The 16139-nt window shown below is 60.0% G+C and carries 14 protein-coding genes; 10 read left to right on the forward strand and 4 right to left on the reverse strand.

The window, feature by feature from the left end:
* Nucleotides 1-28: 28 nt before the first annotated feature.
* Nucleotides 29-1516 (reverse strand): Asp-tRNA(Asn)/Glu-tRNA(Gln) amidotransferase subunit GatB, encoded by a 1488-nt coding sequence (gene gatB, locus V5N47_RS11370; RefSeq protein ID WP_338727620.1) that lies wholly within the window; start codon nt 1514-1516, stop codon nt 29-31.
* Between the two features lie 178 nt (nt 1517-1694).
* On the opposite strand from gatB, the gene V5N47_RS11375 reads away from it, so the two are divergent.
* The 6 genes from V5N47_RS11375 to V5N47_RS11400 all read left to right on the forward strand — a co-directional run bounded on the left by V5N47_RS11375 (nt 1695) and on the right by V5N47_RS11400 (nt 9176).
* The gene (locus V5N47_RS11375; protein ID WP_338727621.1) at nt 1695-2546 is read left to right on the forward strand and encodes a DUF3100 domain-containing protein; all 852 of its coding nucleotides are present in this window, start codon (nt 1695-1697) and stop codon (nt 2544-2546) included.
* Nucleotides 2546-3004 (forward strand): hypothetical protein, encoded by a 459-nt coding sequence (locus V5N47_RS11380; RefSeq protein WP_338727623.1) that lies wholly within the window; start codon nt 2546-2548, stop codon nt 3002-3004. Before V5N47_RS11375 ends, V5N47_RS11380 begins: the two co-directional genes overlap by 1 nt.
* Nucleotide 3005: 1 nt before the next feature.
* The gene (locus V5N47_RS11385) at nt 3006-4328 is read left to right on the forward strand and encodes an amidohydrolase (protein ID WP_338727625.1); all 1323 of its coding nucleotides are present in this window, start codon (nt 3006-3008) and stop codon (nt 4326-4328) included.
* 108 nt (nt 4329-4436) lie between these two features.
* Complete coding sequence (locus V5N47_RS11390; RefSeq protein ID WP_338727626.1) at nt 4437-4706, forward strand: bZIP transcription factor; 270 nt, start codon at nt 4437-4439, stop codon at nt 4704-4706.
* Between the two features lie 74 nt (nt 4707-4780).
* On the forward strand, nt 4781-8353 hold the full coding sequence (gene smc / locus V5N47_RS11395; protein WP_338727627.1) for a chromosome segregation protein SMC: 3573 nt from the start codon (nt 4781-4783) through the stop codon (nt 8351-8353).
* Nucleotides 8346-9176 (forward strand): ScpA family protein, encoded by an 831-nt coding sequence (locus tag V5N47_RS11400; protein ID WP_338727629.1) that lies wholly within the window; start codon nt 8346-8348, stop codon nt 9174-9176. The genes smc and V5N47_RS11400 overlap by 8 nt, the downstream gene beginning before the upstream one ends.
* A gap of 224 nt (nt 9177-9400) precedes the next feature.
* Here V5N47_RS11400 and mtnP read toward each other — a convergent pair whose 3' ends face one another.
* The 3 genes from mtnP to V5N47_RS11415 form a co-directional block, all read right to left on the reverse strand.
* Nucleotides 9401-10255: an S-methyl-5'-thioadenosine phosphorylase gene (gene mtnP, locus V5N47_RS11405; protein ID WP_338727631.1), complete on the reverse strand. Its 855-nt coding sequence runs from the start codon at nt 10253-10255 to the stop codon at nt 9401-9403.
* Between the two features lie 42 nt (nt 10256-10297).
* Nucleotides 10298-10993 carry a phosphoribosyltransferase gene (locus tag V5N47_RS11410; RefSeq protein WP_338727633.1) on the reverse strand — a complete coding sequence of 232 codons (696 nt, stop codon included), beginning with the start codon at nt 10991-10993 and terminating at the stop codon, nt 10298-10300.
* A gap of 94 nt (nt 10994-11087) precedes the next feature.
* Nucleotides 11088-11252 carry a hypothetical protein gene (locus tag V5N47_RS11415; protein ID WP_338727634.1) on the reverse strand — a complete coding sequence of 55 codons (165 nt, stop codon included), beginning with the start codon at nt 11250-11252 and terminating at the stop codon, nt 11088-11090.
* A gap of 109 nt (nt 11253-11361) precedes the next feature.
* On the opposite strand from V5N47_RS11415, the gene V5N47_RS11420 reads away from it, so the two are divergent.
* From V5N47_RS11420 to V5N47_RS11435, 4 genes are all read left to right on the forward strand, one after another.
* Complete coding sequence (locus tag V5N47_RS11420; protein WP_338727636.1) at nt 11362-12261, forward strand: PhzF family phenazine biosynthesis protein; 900 nt, start codon at nt 11362-11364, stop codon at nt 12259-12261.
* 139 nt (nt 12262-12400) lie between these two features.
* On the forward strand, nt 12401-14674 hold the full coding sequence (gene ppsA, locus V5N47_RS11425; RefSeq protein WP_338727637.1) for a pyruvate, water dikinase: 2274 nt from the start codon (nt 12401-12403) through the stop codon (nt 14672-14674).
* 43 nt (nt 14675-14717) lie between these two features.
* Nucleotides 14718-15461 (forward strand): hypothetical protein, encoded by a 744-nt coding sequence (locus tag V5N47_RS11430; RefSeq protein WP_338727638.1) that lies wholly within the window; start codon nt 14718-14720, stop codon nt 15459-15461.
* A 107-nt stretch (nt 15462-15568) separates the two neighbouring features.
* Nucleotides 15569-16126 (forward strand): VTT domain-containing protein, encoded by a 558-nt coding sequence (locus tag V5N47_RS11435; RefSeq protein ID WP_338727641.1) that lies wholly within the window; start codon nt 15569-15571, stop codon nt 16124-16126.
* The last annotated feature ends 13 nt before the right edge of the window (nt 16127-16139 follow it).

The raw sequence follows: 16139 nt of genomic DNA on the forward strand, positions 1-16139 counted from the left end.
CACCCGTCTAGAATTGTGAACGTCCGTCTCAGGCGTCGAGGCGTTCCCGTAACAGCTTGTTGACGGTTCCGGGGTCTGCACTCCCGCCGGTTTTCTGCATCACTTGCCCGACGAGGAAGTTAAGCGCGCTCCCCTCGCCGCTGTGGTAATCGGAAACGGCGTCTTCGTTCTCCTCGATGGCCGCCTCGACCGCCTGCTCGACCTCGCCCGTATCGGCCTTCCCGAGGCCCGCTTGCTCGACAATCGTGTCGGGGTCTTGGCCCTCGTCGAGCATCGTGCGCATGACGGTTTCCTGGGCGTGTTTCACGGTAATCTCTTCGTCGTCTACGAGTTCGATGAGGCGCATGAACTCGTCTAAGCGGTCTGCGACGTCCGTGATCTCCATGTCGCGGTAGTTGAGTTCGCCAAGCAAGCTGTCCGCGACCCACGTCGCCGCGAGGTCGGGGTCGAACTCCGTGGCCACGCGCTCGTAGAAGTCGGCCACCTGCTTGGTGGACGTGAGCTTCGAGGCGGCTTCAGCCGACAGGTCGTACGCTTCTTGGAACCGCTCGCGGCGAGCGTGGGGCAGCTCTGGAATGTCGAGTTCCGCTTTCCAGTGGGCGACCTGCAGCGGCGGGAGGTCTGCCTCGCCGAAGTAGCGATAGTCTTTCTCCTCTTCTTTCGAGCGCATCGAGACGGTGATGCCCCGTGATTCGTCCCAGTGTCGGGTCTCCTGTTCGACCTCGCGCCCGCGCATGACGGCGTTTTTCTGGCGGGTAACTTCGTAGGCGAGCGCTTTCTCTGCGCCCTTGTGACTGGAGATGTTCTTCACTTCGGTGCGGTTTGCGGCGGCGAGGTTTTCGTCGCTAATCGAGCCGTCCGCTTCGACCTTGTCCGCGCCGATGAGCGAGATGTTGGCGTCGATGCGCAGCGAGCCGTCGCGCGTGGAATCGAACACGCCGAGGTAGTCGAGCACTTCCTCTAACTTCTTCAAGAAGGCGCGCACCTCACCCGGCGAGCGGAAGTCGGGCTTCGTCACGATTTCCATGAGCGGCGTCCCCGCGCGGTTGTAGTTCACGAGGACGTAATCCGCGGTGTCGATGGAGCCGCCGACGTGTTGGAGGCTGCCGGGGTCTTCTTCAAGGTGGGCGCGTTCGATGCCGATGACGCGCGAGTCGCCTTTGACGTTCACTTCGAGTTCGCCGTCCTGGCAGATCGGTGCGTCGTACTGCGTAATCTGGAAGTCTTTGGGCAGGTCGGGGTAGAAGTAGTTTTTCCGGTGGAAGGTGGTCTCTTCGGGGATGGTTGCTTTCAGTGCCTTGCCGATCTTGACGGCGGCTTCGACGGCCCCTTCGTTGAGGACGGGCAGCGCCCCGGGGAGCCCAAGACAGACGGGACACGTGCGGGAATTTGGCTCCGCGTCGGCCGCGTCAGTCGAACACCCACAGAAAATCTTCGTGGCAGTCTCTAGCTGGACGTGGACCTCTAACCCAATCACGACGGCAAGGTCCTGCGTCTCGGCAGCTTGTGCGGTCATTAGCCGCGATTTGATGGCAGGCGGCTAAAGACTAACGGGAACGGGCTGCCACCGGGTTTGGAATTTCATCCAATTTTTGTTGAGATATTGTGTGATATTATCAACATTATCTCGGGTAGCTGAACATTCTTATATACTAGTGTGATAACCTCACAACTCACACGAGAAAAACTACCACATGTCATCTGATTCATCACGGTGGGAACCAATCCGCACCGCTGGGCGCTGGTCTGAACACCTTCGGACTCATGGAACCGTTTTCGCAATCGTCGTCATCGCCGAACTCATCGGAACACAGGTCTTCCCTCTCGGGCCGGGACAGGTCGTGTTACTCCCGATGCTGTTCGCCGTCATTCTCGGGATTTCGCTCAGCTATAGCGTGCTCGGGAAAGTTGTCGAACCGCTTCGCAACGTCGTTTCAAAAGAGGTGAGCACGATTGCTTCGCCGCTACTCATCATCGCACTCATGCCGCTTGGTGTGAAATACGGCTCGCTCGTCGCGCCGTCTTTCTACAGTCTCGTCGAAGCAGGCCCAGCGTTCGTTCTCCAAGAGTTTGGCAACCTCGCCACGATTTTCCTCGCCCTCCCGCTTGCGCTCGCACTCGGCCTCAAACGCGAAGCCATTGGCGGTGCAGTGAGCATCGCGCGCGAACCGACGCTCGGCGTCATCACCGACAAGTACGGCATCGACTCGCCGGAAGGCCGCGGCGTCCTTGGCACCTACATGACCGGGACCGTCCTCGGAACCGTTTTCTTCGGCATCCTCGGCGGGTTCGCCCCCGCGACTGGCCTGCACCCACTCTCACTATCGATGGCCTGTGGGATGGGGTCTGCGAGCATGATGACGGCGTGTTCGTCGTCGCTCGCAAACGTCGTCACGACCGTCCCGCAAGAAGAAATTCTCGCCTTCGCAAGCACGAGCAACCTGCTGACCGGCATCACGGGCCTCTACATGGTGCTGTTCGTCGGCCTGCCGCTCATCACCAGACTCTACGCGAAACTCGCTCCGATGTTCGGAGGTGAGAACTGATGGAAACCCCAGAGTTCACCGCAGAATCGCTGAAAATGTTGCTCGTCATTGGCTTCCTCACGCTCACCGCGAACACCATCGCCACGGACACGGGAGCGCTCGCGGCACTGCCCGGAATGGCTATAATCATCGCCATCGGCCTCGCCGCGCTGTTGCTCGGGCGACTCCTTCCGCTTGACCTCCCGGCGTTCGCCTACGCCATGATTATCTCGTTCCTGCTGGCGATTCCGTTCTCGCCGGTGCAGGGCGTGTTCCTCGAATACGTCGAGCGCATTGGCTTCCTCGCCACGACGACGCCGATTCTCGCCTACGCCGGCCTCTCGATTGGCCTGCAAACCGGGCGCATGAAGGAAGTGAGTTGGAAGCTCGTCATCGTCGCCGTGTTCGTCTTCTTCGGGACGTTCTTCGGGTCCGCGATGATTGCAGAGGTCATCCTGAAGGCACAGGGGATCATCTGACGTGACCGACGCCCTCAAACAACGCGTCTGTGATGCCATCGACGACCACCGCGAGGAGATTATTGCCCTCGCCAAGTCGATTCAATCGGAGCCGGAACTCGGCTTCAAAGAGGTCGAAACCACGAAAAAAGTTGCCGCGGTGTTCGAGTCGCTGGACCTCGATGTGGAGACGGAAATTGCGATTACCGGTACTCGCGCCCGCGCTGGTTCTGGTGCGTTCACCGCAGCGGTGTTTGGCGAACTCGACGCACTCGTCAATCCCGAACATCCGCTTGCAGACGGAGAAACCGGCGCGTGTCACGCCTGCGGCCACCACGCGCAAGTGGCGAATCTGGTCGGGACGGCATTCGGCCTCGTCGCAAGCGACGTCGTAGACGAGTTAGCCGGCGAAGTCGAGTTCATTGGCGTCCCCGCAGAGGAGTACCTTGACCTTGGCTATCGCCGCGAACTGGTTGAGTCCGGCGAAATCGAGTTCTTCGGCGGGAAACAGGAACTCATCCGTCGGGGCTATCTCGACGACATCGACATGGCGATGATGATGCACGCAGGCAGCGACGAACCCGAGCGCGTCATCACGAGCAACTTCTCGACAAACGGCTTTGTGGGTAAATTCGTCACCTACACCGGGAAAGAGGCGCACGCGGGGGCCGCCCCCGAAGAGGGAATCAACGCGCTCAACGCCGCGATGATTGGCATGAACGCCGTCCACGCCCAGCGCGAGGTGTTCAAAGACGACGACGCCGTGCGCGTCCACCCGATTATCACGAACGGTGGCGACGGCGTGAACGTCGTCCCGAGCGACGTACGCATGGAATCCTACGTCCGAGCGAAGACGGTCGAGGCGGTCACGGAAGCCAACGAGACGGTCAACCGGGCGCTCACCTCGGGGGCGCTCGCGGTTGGTGGCGACATCGAAATCAACGACTTCCCCGGCTACATGCCGCTTCGAACCGACCAGACCATTGTTTCCGCGTACGACGAAAACGCCCGCAAACTGGTGGGCGAAGACGTAATCACGCCGGGTCGTCCGCACATCACTGGCTCTACGGACATGGGCGATGTGACCCAGATTCTTCCGGGTATCCACCCGTGGACGGGCGGCTTCGAAGGGAGCGTCCACTCCCGCGAGTTCGGGGTTGTAGACGAGGAGATGGCGTACATTCTCCCAGCGAAAATCACCGCGTGCACGCTCGTTGACCTGTTGACCGACGAATCTGCGATGGAAACGCTCCGGGCTGCAAAGGCTGAAAAACTCTCATCCGACGAGTATCTCTCCATGGTCCGGTCGATTCGAGCGGACGTTGTCGAATCGTACCGCGACTAACTGCGTTCTTGCTTTTCACTGGTCACGTAGCCGAACCGTCGGAAAACCTGTCATGTTATCTCACAATGTCTGACGTATGTTTATGGGACTGAAGAGTCGTTACAATGTATGACTCGCGGCAACCGCGTCGAGGAACTCGAAACGCGCGTAAAAGAACTTCAAGCCTCAGTTTCTGGCCTGACTGACGAACTCATCGAGACGAAAGAGCGCGTCAAGGCGCTTGAAGAAGAGGTCCAACCGGAAGACCTCCTCGACCGGAAACTCACCCGGAAAACCGACGCGGAAGAATCCTCCGAAGCCACTAAAGGGCAGGAGAGCGAGGATGCAGACAGCACTGACGAGGAATCGACGCAGACGGACGACATTATCGTCGCATAAGACAGACGACACCACCGTCACCTCAGATTCCTGGCCGCGTCGCGCGCCAGCTATGCGCGACATCTCGCTGACCTATGCATATCAAAGAAATCGTCCTTGACAACTTCAAAAGCTTCGGGCGCAAAACGCGCATTCCGTTCTACGAGGACTTCACCACGGTCTCTGGCCCGAACGGGTCGGGGAAGTCGAACATCATCGACAGCGTGCTGTTCGCCCTCGGGCTTGCTCGAACGCGCGGCATTCGCGCGGAAAAACTGACTGACCTTATCTACAATCCCGGCAACGACGGCGACGCCCGCGGTGACGAAACCCGCGAAGCCAGCGTCGAAGTCGTCCTCGATAATTCTGAGCGGACGCTCACGCGTCAACAGGTCGTGAGCGCCGCTGGCACCGAGAACATCGGGGAGGTAGACGATATCTCGATTCGCCGCCGGGTAAAGGAAACGCCCGAGAACTACTATTCGTACTACTATCTAAACGGCCGTTCGGTGAACCTTTCTGATATTCAGGGCCTGCTCGCACAGGCGGGCATCACGCCTGAAGGCTACAACGTCGTGATGCAGGGCGACGTGACTGGCATCATCCAGATGACGCCCTATGAACGACGGGGAATTATCGACGAAATCGCCGGTGTCGCCGAGTTCGACGCGAAAAAAGACGCTGCCTTCGAGGAACTCGAAGTCGTCAAAGATCGCATCGCCGAAGCCGAACTCCGCATCGAGGAGAAACAAGCCCGCCTCGACCAACTCAAAGACGAACGCGAGACGGCGCTCGAATACAAGGGCTACCGCGAAGAGAAACAGGAGTACGAAGGCTACCTGAAAGCCGCGGAACTCGAAGACAAACGTGCCGACTTAGCGAAAACTGAAAAACAAATCGAGCGCCACGAAACCAAACTCGAATCGCTCCAGTCTGACTTAGACGAAAAGCAAGGTCGCGTGCTTCGCTTAGAGGAGGAACTCGAAACCCTCAACGCCGAAATCGAGACGAAAGGCGAAGACGAGCAACTGCGCATCAAGCGCGAAATCGAGGAGGTAAAAGGTGAAATTGCCCGCCTCGAAGACGCTATCTCGGCCGCAGAAGAGCGGATTCAAGACGCAGAACAGCGCCGCCGCGAGGCGTTCATCCAAATCGACCGCAAACAGGAGACGGTCGATGACGTCGAAAGCGAAATCCGTGAGACGAAAGTCGCAAAGGCCTCCGTCGTCGCGGAGATTCAACAGCACGAAGCCGACCTGGCAGACCTACAGGCAGAAATCGACGCGGTGGACACCGAGTACGACGAGGTGAAAACCGAACTGACCGAAAGGCGCGAGGCGCTTGAGGAGGCGAAAGCCGCGAAAAACGCCACCCAACGCGAGCAAGACCGACTGCTCGACGAAGCGCGTCGTCGGTCGAACGAGCAGTCTGAAAAGCAGGCGGAAATCGAGACTGTCCGCGAGGAGATTCCGGCGCTCAAAGCCACCGTCCGCGACCTCGAGGACGAACTCGACAAGGCGAAGAAAAATCGCGCGAACATCTCGCAGGTCGTAGACGACCTCAAACAGCAAAAACGCGAGTTGCAGGACGAGTTAGACGAGGTCGAACAGCAACTTCGCGCCCGCCAACAGGAGTACGCGGAACTCAACGCACACGCCGACGAGTCAGGCGATTCGTCCTACGGGCGTGCGGTCACGACCATCCTGAACGGCAATCTTGACGGGGTTCACGGCACGGTTGGCCAACTCGGTGGCGTCTCAAACCAGTACGCGACGGCGTGTGAAACCGCGGCCGGTGGCCGTCTCGCGCACGTCGTCGTCGATGACGACGGCATCGGCCAGCAGTGTATCGAGTACCTGAAACGCCGGAATGCGGGCCGCGCGACGTTCCTGCCAATCACCAAGATGCACAAACGGCGCTTGCCGAGCGTACCGAACCACGACGGTGTCGTGGACTTCGCTTACAACCTCGTTGACTTCGACAAACAGTATGCGGGCATCTTCTCGTACGTTCTCGGCGACACGCTCGTCGTCGATTCTATTGAGACTGCCCGCGACCTGATGGGCGATTTCCGTCTCGTCACGCTCTCTGGCGAACTCGTCGAAAAGAGCGGGGCGATGACCGGTGGCTCGTCCAGCGGCTCTCGCTACTCGTTCTCGAAGTCCGGCAAGGGCCAACTCGAACGCGTCGCCGAGAAAATCGCCTCGCTCGAAGACGAACGTCGCGCGTTGAACGAAGAGATTCGCGGCGTCGAAGAGCGCCTTGACGACGCCCGCGACCGCAAGACGGACGCGACAGACCAAGTCCGTGACATCGAAGCCGACCGAGAGCGCGTCCAAGGCGAACTCGATAGCACCGACGAGCGCATCGAAGCGCTCGAAGCGCGCATCGAGGAAATCGCGGACGAGCGCGAGGACGTAAACGAGGAGATGCAGGCGCTCGAAGCCGACCTCACGGCCCACGACGAGCGCATCGCGGAGATTGAGTCGGCCATCGCGGAGTTGGAGTCAGAACTCGCAGACTCGAAGATTCCACAACTCACGAACGAGATGGACGAGATTCGCGCGAGCATCGAGGAGTACGAGGCCCAACAGGACAAGTTCGATGCGCGGCTCAACGAACTCGGTTTGGAGAAACAGTACGCAGAGGAGTCAATCGAAGACCTCCACAGCGAAATCGAGTCCGCCCAGAACAAGAAGGCAGACCAGCAAGAACGCATCGCAGACCTCGAAGGCAAAATCGAAGACCAGCAAGTCGTTCTCGAAGACAAAGAAAGTCAGGTCGAAGATTTAGAGGACGAGTTGGCAGACCTCAAAGCAGAGCGCGAGGAGCTGAAAAGCGACCTCAAGTCGGCCAAGCAGACGCGCGATGCAGCCCGCGAGAAAGTGTCGGGGGTCGAATCCAAACTCGACAGCGCGAAGAGCGCCGCAGACCGCCTCGAATGGGAGGTTGACGAACTCGCTGCACAGGTCGGCGAGTACGACCCAGACGAGATTCCAGACCACGACGAGGTCAAACGAACCATCGGCCGCTTAGAGCGGAAGATGGAGGCCTTAGAGCCAGTCAACATGCTCGCCATCGACGAGTACGACGAGGTTAAAGACGGCTTAGACGACCTCACCGACAAGAAGGGCACGCTCGTAGACGAGCGAGAGGCCATCAACGACCGCATCGAGTCCTACGAGTCGCTGAAAAAAGAGACGTTCATGGACGCCTTTTCCGACATTAACGACAACTTCGAGGACATCTTTGCGAGCCTCTCGCGCGGGTCTGGCACGTTGCACTTAGAGAACGAGGCCGACCCGTTCGACGGCGGCCTGACGATGAAAGCCCAACCGGGCGACAAGCCAATCCAGCGCCTCGACGCGATGTCCGGCGGGGAAAAGTCGTTGACAGCGCTCGCGTTCATCTTCGCGCTCCAGCGCTACAACCCCGCGCCGTTCTACGCGCTGGACGAGGTTGACGCCTTCTTAGACGCCGTGAACGCCGACCTCGTCGGCGAGATGGTTGACGAACTCGCGGGCGATGCCCAGTTCGTCGTCGTCTCACACCGCTCTGCCATGCTCGAACGCTCAGAGCGGGCCATTGGGGTGACGATGCACGACGACAACGTGAGCGTCGTGACTGGCATTGATTTGAGCAGCCAGGAGGTGCCCGCCGATGACTGAAGCAGAACCAAAGCCAATCATCGAAGAAGACGCTCACGAAGAGCCGGTCGAACTGCTCGTGCAGTTGGCCGAGGAGGGCGAAATCGAGCCGTGGGACATCGACATCGTCGAGGTCACGGACAAGTTCCTCGCCGCGCTTGACGAAGCCGACTTGCGCACCTCGGGGCGCGCGCTGTTCTACGCGAGCGTGCTGTTGCGGATGAAATCCGACGCGCTGCTCGAACCGGACGACCCGGAACCAGAAGAGGAGTGGGTCGAGCCGTGGGAAGCGCCACCGGGACAGGAACCCGAGTTCGACGGGCCAGACCCTATCGCCGGACTCGAAGCCGAGATGGAGCGTCGCCTCGACCGGAAATCGGTTCGCGGCACGCCCCAGACGCTCGACCAACTCGTCCGCGAACTGCGCGAGGCAGAGCGCGGGACGTGGTGGAAAGAGAGCCGCCAGTACGACACCTCGAACTCACCAAAGGGCTTCCGTCGTGGCACACAGACGCTCGACTACCGCTCGGCCGACGACTTCCGGATGGACGACGAGCCGACCGAAGAGGAGGTCACCGGCACGGCGCACACCGAACACATCGAAGCGGTCATCGACGACGTGTGGCTGATGCTAAAAGAGCAGTACGAACACGGGCGAACTGAAGTTCTATTCGAAGAGGTGGCCTCGGCCGGCGGTTCGCGTGTCACGACGTTCCTCGCGCTCTTGTTCATGGCACATCGCGGGCGCATCCGCCTCGACCAAGAGGACATTTTCGGTGACCTCTGGATTCAGAATCCGTCGGCTGTTGCGACGGCGAGCGACGCGGTTGCAGAGACGGACTGAGTTAGCGTCCTTTTTTGGGTGTTCTCAGTGCCCAGCAGCGACACAATTATAACGGAAAACCATGTATGGTATTGTGTAGCATGACTCCCACAAAACTCCAAGAACGACTCAGAGAAACGGACGGGCGAGTAGATAGAGACGAATTCATTCGGGCGCTTACCTACGTCCGTGACACCGGCCGCAAACACTGAAACATGTGATCTAAACCGCGGACAGGTGGTCGATTAGAGGTAGTCGCCGACGAGTAGTTCGACGCGGTCGCGCGTTGCGTCTGGGATAGCTTCTGCTGGCGTGTTAATCGTCCCTTCGAGCGCCGTGTGCGCGCCACACTCGAAGTCCTCGGGGAGCGTGCGGATGGCTTCTTCGACCGTGCGCTTGATGGCTTCCTGATTCTTTTCTGCGTTCTCTAAGACTTCAGCGAGGGTGACCTCGTGGTCTTTTTTCCACACGTCGTAGTCGGTGACGCCCGCGACGGTGGCGTAGGCGATTTCGGCTTCACGGGCGAGTTTGGCTTCGGGAATCGAGGTCATTCCGACCACGTCCCAGCCCTGTGCGCGGTAGAACTCGGATTCTGCACGTGTCGAGTACTGTGGCCCTTCGATGCAGACGTAGGTGCCGCCTTCTTGGACGTTGGCGTTGGTGACTTCCTTTGCTGCCGCAGAGAGGTGGCTCACGAGTTCGGGGCTGTACGGTTCGGTGATGGGTTGGTGGACGACGATGCCGTCGCCAAAGAAGGTGGATTTTCGGTGTTTCGTCCGGTCGAAAATCTGGTTCGGGATGACGAGCGTGCCCGGGTGCAGGCTCGATTTCAGGCTCCCGACCGCGTTGCTCGCGAGGATGTACTTCACGCCGAGTTTCTTGAAGGCGTAGATGTTCGCGCGGTAGGGTAGGTGGGTCGGTGAGCGACCGTGTTTCGAGCCGTGGCGCGGGAGGAACGCGACCTCGCGGCCGGTGTCGCCGAACTCGCCGATGGTGACGGGTGCGCTTGGTTCGCCGTATGGCGTCTCGACAACCTCTTCGCGGGTGTTTTCGAGCGGGAGGGCTTCGTAGATTCCACTGCCGCCGATAAAGCCAATCATGGGCGACAGTTCTCGACCCCGCCACCTAAGAATTCCGAGACGCTACGCTGTGAGCGTCCACTCGCCCTGCCCGACCGATTCGATGACCCCGCGGCGGTTCATCTCGCCTAAGACTTCGTTTAGGCGATTTGGCTGGGCGATTTCCATCTCGATACGGTCTACCTGATGGTAGTGTTTGAGGAGGTGGCGGATGTCCGCTTGGGTAAAGCTGTCCTGCTCAGCTTTCTCCATGACACCGCTCGTGAGGTCAATCATGTCCTCGATGAAGTTCCACGGGTAGACAACCCACGCCCACTCTTCGAGTTTTTCGCCGACGAAATCCGGTTCGAACTCGCTCGTCCCGAGCAGTTGGAGGGTCGCGGTGCGAACCTCGCCGGGATTTCGGTCGCGGACGTACTCGTCTGCGCGCTTGATGGAGCCGCCCGTGTCCGCGATGTCGTCGATGATGAGCACGTCTTTGCCCTCGACTGAACCTTCCGGCATGGGATAGCGCACTTCGGGGCTGCCCGACTTCTGGGCGGTGCCGACGTAGTGTTCCATCTTGAGGCTCGTGAGGTCGTCGAGTCCGAGGAAGTCACAGATACAGCGCCCGGCGAACCAGCCGCCGCGGGCGAGTGCGACGACGACGTCCGGCTCGAAGTTCGCGGCTTTGACCTCGCCCGACACCTCTCTACAGAGGCCATAGATGTATTCCCAATTCGTGATGGTGCACTTGAACTCGTCCGGCAGGTCGCCCATACTAGATGTTCACCACCGCCTCGGAGGTGGCGCGGACAATTAAGTGGTATGAAAGGCGCTCAGCGGGGTGCGTGCCAGCGGGAAAAAACGGAGACTAGACGATAGATCGGCCGCCGCGAGCGTGGCAGTTCGGGCATTCGACCTTCGCCATGTGTTGTTCAGGTGATTCGAACTCGGTGTCACATTCGAGACACCGATACGCGTAGACTTTCTCCTCGCCTCCGGAAACGAGGCCTTTTATCTTGTCTGTGAGGCTCATACGGCAGTCCTCGACATAATTGCGAGCTAACGTACAATAAAGAAAATGGCCGTTCTTTTGGACAGTCCCCGTCGGAGACTTGATAGGCGGGGCCGTCAACGGGTGAGCTATGGAGACACGCCGCGCGCTACAGGTGGACGCCTTTACAGACGAACCGCTCACGGGTAACGCAGCCGGGGTCGTCCCAAACGCAGACGGACTCTCTGAGACACAGATGCAGGCGATTGCCCGCGAGCTCAACCAAAGCGAGACGGCGTTCGTCCTCTCTACCGGGAGTGCAGACCGGCGGGTACGCTATTTCACGCCGAAGCAGGAAGTTGACCTCTGTGGGCACGCCACGATTGCGATGCACGCTTGCCTCGCGGAAACCGGCGACCTCGACGTGGGCGCACACACGCTCGAAACGAACGTCGGCGTCCTCGACATCGAACTTGAAGCCGACGGCACCGTCTGGATGACCCAAAACCAGCCTGCGATTCGTGAGGTGGACGTAGACCCTGTCGAGGTGGCAGACGCCCTCGACATCGACCCGGCGGCGCTCACGGACATTGAAGACGAGCTTCCACTCGCGCGGGCGACGACGGGGTTGCCGTTCCTCATCGTTCCGATGACCTTCTTAGAACAACTCGGGCAGGCAGCCCCGGACATGGCCAAAATCGAGGCACTCAGCGAGGAGGTGGACGCGGCGGGCATCTACGCCTTCACGTTCGACGCACTCTCCGCGCAGGCGACGCTCCACGGCCGGATGTTCGCCCCGCGTTTGGGATTGTTAGAAGACCCCGTCACCGGCACGGCGAGCGGGGCGACGGGCGCGTATCTCCGTCATTTCGGCGCGTTCGATACGATGCCCGACGAAATGCTGTTCGAACAGGGCCACTTCGTCTCGCGGCCGGGTGAGGTGCGCGTTCGCGTTGGCGACCAGATTCAGGTTGGCGGGCGTGCCGTGACGGCGTTCGACGGGTCGGTCGTGATTCCCACCTTCGATGACGACGACATTCTCGAAGCCTGAGATTCTGTCAGGTTACCGCAGTTTCGGAGGGAGATGCCGTCTGCGAATCTTGCCCAAACCCACAGTTCATGCTACGTTATCTCATCCATAAGAGCCGGAACCTTCTTTATCGCACTTAGTCAGCATATGGATGAAGATAATGCCTGTACTCTGGCTGGACGAAATCAGGGCTGATGACCTCGAATCCGTGGGTGGCAAGGGCGCGTCCCTTGGTGAGCTTACGAATGCGGGGCTTCCCGTACCCCCGGGATTTGTCGTAACGGCGGGTACGTACCGAACATTTATCGAAGACACTGGCATCGACGAGGAGCTGTTCGAAGCAGTTGACGTCGATGCCGATGATTCGAAAGCACTCGCGGAAGCCGCAGAGCACGCGAACGACCTCATTCTCGAAACCGAGATGCCCGACGACCTCCGTGAGGAGATTCTCGACGCATACCGGAATCTCGGAGAAGGAGATTCGTTCGTCGCGGTGCGCTCGTCTGCGACCGCAGAAGACCTGCCCGACGCGAGTTTCGCGGGCCAACAGGAGACCTTCCTCAACATCCGGGAAGACGAACTCCTCGACAAGGTTCGCGAGTGCTGGGCCTCGCTGTTCACCCAGCGGGCAATTTACTACCGCCAACAGCAGGGCTTCGAGCACGACGTGGTGAACATCGCGGTCGTCGTCCAGCAGATGGTCGATTCTGAGAAAAGTGGCGTCCTCTTTACGAGCCACCCCTCGACTGGCGACCCGCGTGTCATCATCGAAGCCGCGTGGGGGCTTGGCGAAGCGGTCGTCTCCGGGTCTGTCTCTCCTGACAACTACGTCGTAGACCGCACGTCCGGTGAGGTCGAGGAAGTGACCATCGCTGACAAGAAACTCAAGTGCATCAAAGACCCAGAGACGGGCCACACCATCGAGACGGAAGTCGAAGACGAACTCCGGAACAAGCGGGTCTTAAACGAGGACGAAATCAAACGCCTCGTCGAACTCGGTGAAATCGTCGAAGCCCACTACGACACGCCACAGGACGTTGAATGGGCCATCATTGACGGCGAGGCGTTCATGCTCCAGTCGCGGCCCATCACGACCATCTCGAAAGAGGCCGCGAAAGCCAGCACCGACGGCAACGGCACGGCCTCACAGACACACAAAGACAGCGTCATTTTGAACGGGCTCGGAGCGAGCCCCGGAATCGCCAGCGGCAAGGTGCGTATCGTCCGCAAACTCGACCAACTCGACAAGGTTGGCGAAGGCGACATCATCGTCGCCGAGATGACGACGCCCGACATGGTGCCCGCGATGAAGCGCGCGGCGGGTATCATCACGGACGAAGGTGGCATGACGAGCCACGCCGCCATCGTCTCGCGCGAACTCGGCGTTCCTGCCGTCGTCGGCACGGGAAGCGCCTCCCGGGAACTTTCTGACGACCAAGTCGTCACCATCGACGGCGACAAAGGCACCATCCGCGAGGGTGGGGCCACAGACAAGGTACAAGAGCGCGACCCAATCGAGGAAGCCCGTCCGAAAACGCCAGTCAAGCCGATGACCGCGACCGAAGTGAAGGTCAACGTCTCCATTCCCGAAGCCGCCCCGCGCGCTGCCGCGACGGGCGCAGACGGGGTTGGCCTGCTCCGGCTCGAACACATGATTCTCTCGACCGGCAAGACGCCAGCGCGCTACATCGAAGACCACGGTGAAGATGCCTACGTCGAGGAAATCGTCGAGGGTGTCCGCGGGGTCGCAGACGAGTTCTACCCGCGCCCGGTTCGCGTCCGCACGCTCGACGCGCCAACGGACGAGTTCCGACAGTTGCAGGGCGGTGAAGACGAGCCAAACGAGCACAACCCGATGCTCGGCTATCGCGGCATCCGCCGCAGCTTAGACCGCCCCGAAGTGTTCGAACACGAACTCACCGCCTTCCGCCAGCTCTACGAGATGGGCTACGACAACGTCGAAATCATGTTCCCGCTCGTCAACGACGCAGAGGACGTCGTGAAGGCGAAAACCCTCATGGAGAGCGCGGGTATCGACCCACGCAAGCGCACCTGGGGTGTCATGATTGAGACGCCAGCCAGCGCGTTGTGTATCGAGGAACTCGCCCAAGCGGGTATCAAGTTCGCCTCGTTCGGGACGAACGACCTGACCCAGTACACGCTCGCGGTTGACCGCAACAATGAGCGCGTTGCAGACCGCTTCGACGAACTCCACCCGGCCGTCCTCAAACTCATCGGCGAGACCATCAAGACGTGTCGCGAGTACGGCGTGAAGACGAGCATTTGTGGGCAGGCCGGTTCGAAGCCGCAGATGGTTCGGTTCCTCGTCAACAAAGGTGTCAGCTCCATCAGCGCGAACATCGACGCGGTTCGCGACGTCCAACACGAGGTAAAGCGCGTCGAACAACAGCTCCTGCTCGATTCGGTTCGATAAGCGAACGGAGTCTTTTTTCACACCCCGTCACAGACCTGAGCGCATGCAACGGACAGCGACAACGCTCGCACTCGTCGCCCTCGTCGTGCTCGCGGGGTGTTCACTCCCGTTTGGAGGGAGTGGGACAGACGGCGCGACGACCGCACCCGGCGTGACCGCGGACGGTATCACCAACGAAACGGCGCTGCTCTCGGCGCACGTAGACGCCTTGGGCGAGCAGAGCTACGAATCTGATGTCGTCATCAACGGCACCATCATCCGCGAGGAGCAATCAATCGAGTTCTCCCGCCACCAGCAGGTGCTCGTCTCTGAAGGCTACTCGTCGTATCAGTATCGCGTGACCGAAACCGCCGGGTCGTCTACGGCGCAGTTCGACGTGTGGGCAAACGAGAGCGCCCAGTTCATCCGCGTCCAGAGCGGGGGCAATACGCAGTACCAGCGCAGTCAGCCACAACCGCCTGCGAGCCTCGCAAGCGCGTCGTTCATCGACACCTTCGTTGACGACAGCTACACGGTCGAGAGCACGGAGGAAGAAGACGGGCACACGTACACGACGCTCACCACGAATACCGCACCGGACAACGTGACGAGCCTCATTCAGGGCGCTTCAGACGTGTCTCATTTCGAGGGGACCATCATCATCACCGAAGACGGGCGCGTCCACGCCATGTCCATCACGATGGACTACATGCTGAACGGGTCTGAAGAGACCTTGGAAGTCGAGTACCAACTCATCCAGAATGGCGCGCAAGTCGAGAAGCCGTCGTGGGTTTCTGCACGCGAATAGCGGGCGAACTCTCCAAATTTCTGACTTTTCCATATATGGCAGACAGTACCACGATTCACGCCGCCATTCCCTCAAGACTTAGGGTTCCTGGGTTCTGACCAACGACTGTGTCGCCCGTCGCACTCGTAGGACCGACCCTCTTCGTCGCTGGTTTCTTCCATGCGTTAGAGCAAGCCGTCCAGACCGCGACCGGACCGCTTGGCCTCTTCATCATCGCCCTGTACTCGTTTCTCATTGCGATTGTCCTCCCCTTGCCGAGCGAAGTCGTCCTCGGCGCGCCGCTCGAACTTGGCCTGCCCCACTCGGTCGAACTCGCACTCATTATCTTTGTCAGCGGGCTTGGCAAGGCCGCAGGGAGCGTGTTCGCGTTCCACATCGGCCATCAAGCAAAGCAAGCTGGGCCAATCGTTCGCGCGCTCGAACGTTCCGGGATAAACATCGTCGCGTGGTCTGAACGACGTATCGTCGCACTCGCCAAACGCTTCGGGTTCGTCGGCCTCGCCCTCGCGCTGTCCGTCCCCGGCTTCCCGGACACGCTCTCGATTTACGCTTTCACCGTCTTAGAAGAAGACTACGTGAAGTTCGCCGCGGCCACGTTCGCCGGGAGCGTCGGACGGCTGTTGCTCACCCTCGGTGTCGTTGGCGCATTTTCGTCAGTGATGTAACAGAACGATACGC

The sequence above is a fragment of the Haladaptatus sp. DJG-WS-42 genome, assembly GCF_037198285.1.
Taxonomy (GTDB): domain Archaea; phylum Halobacteriota; class Halobacteria; order Halobacteriales; family Halococcaceae; genus QDMS2.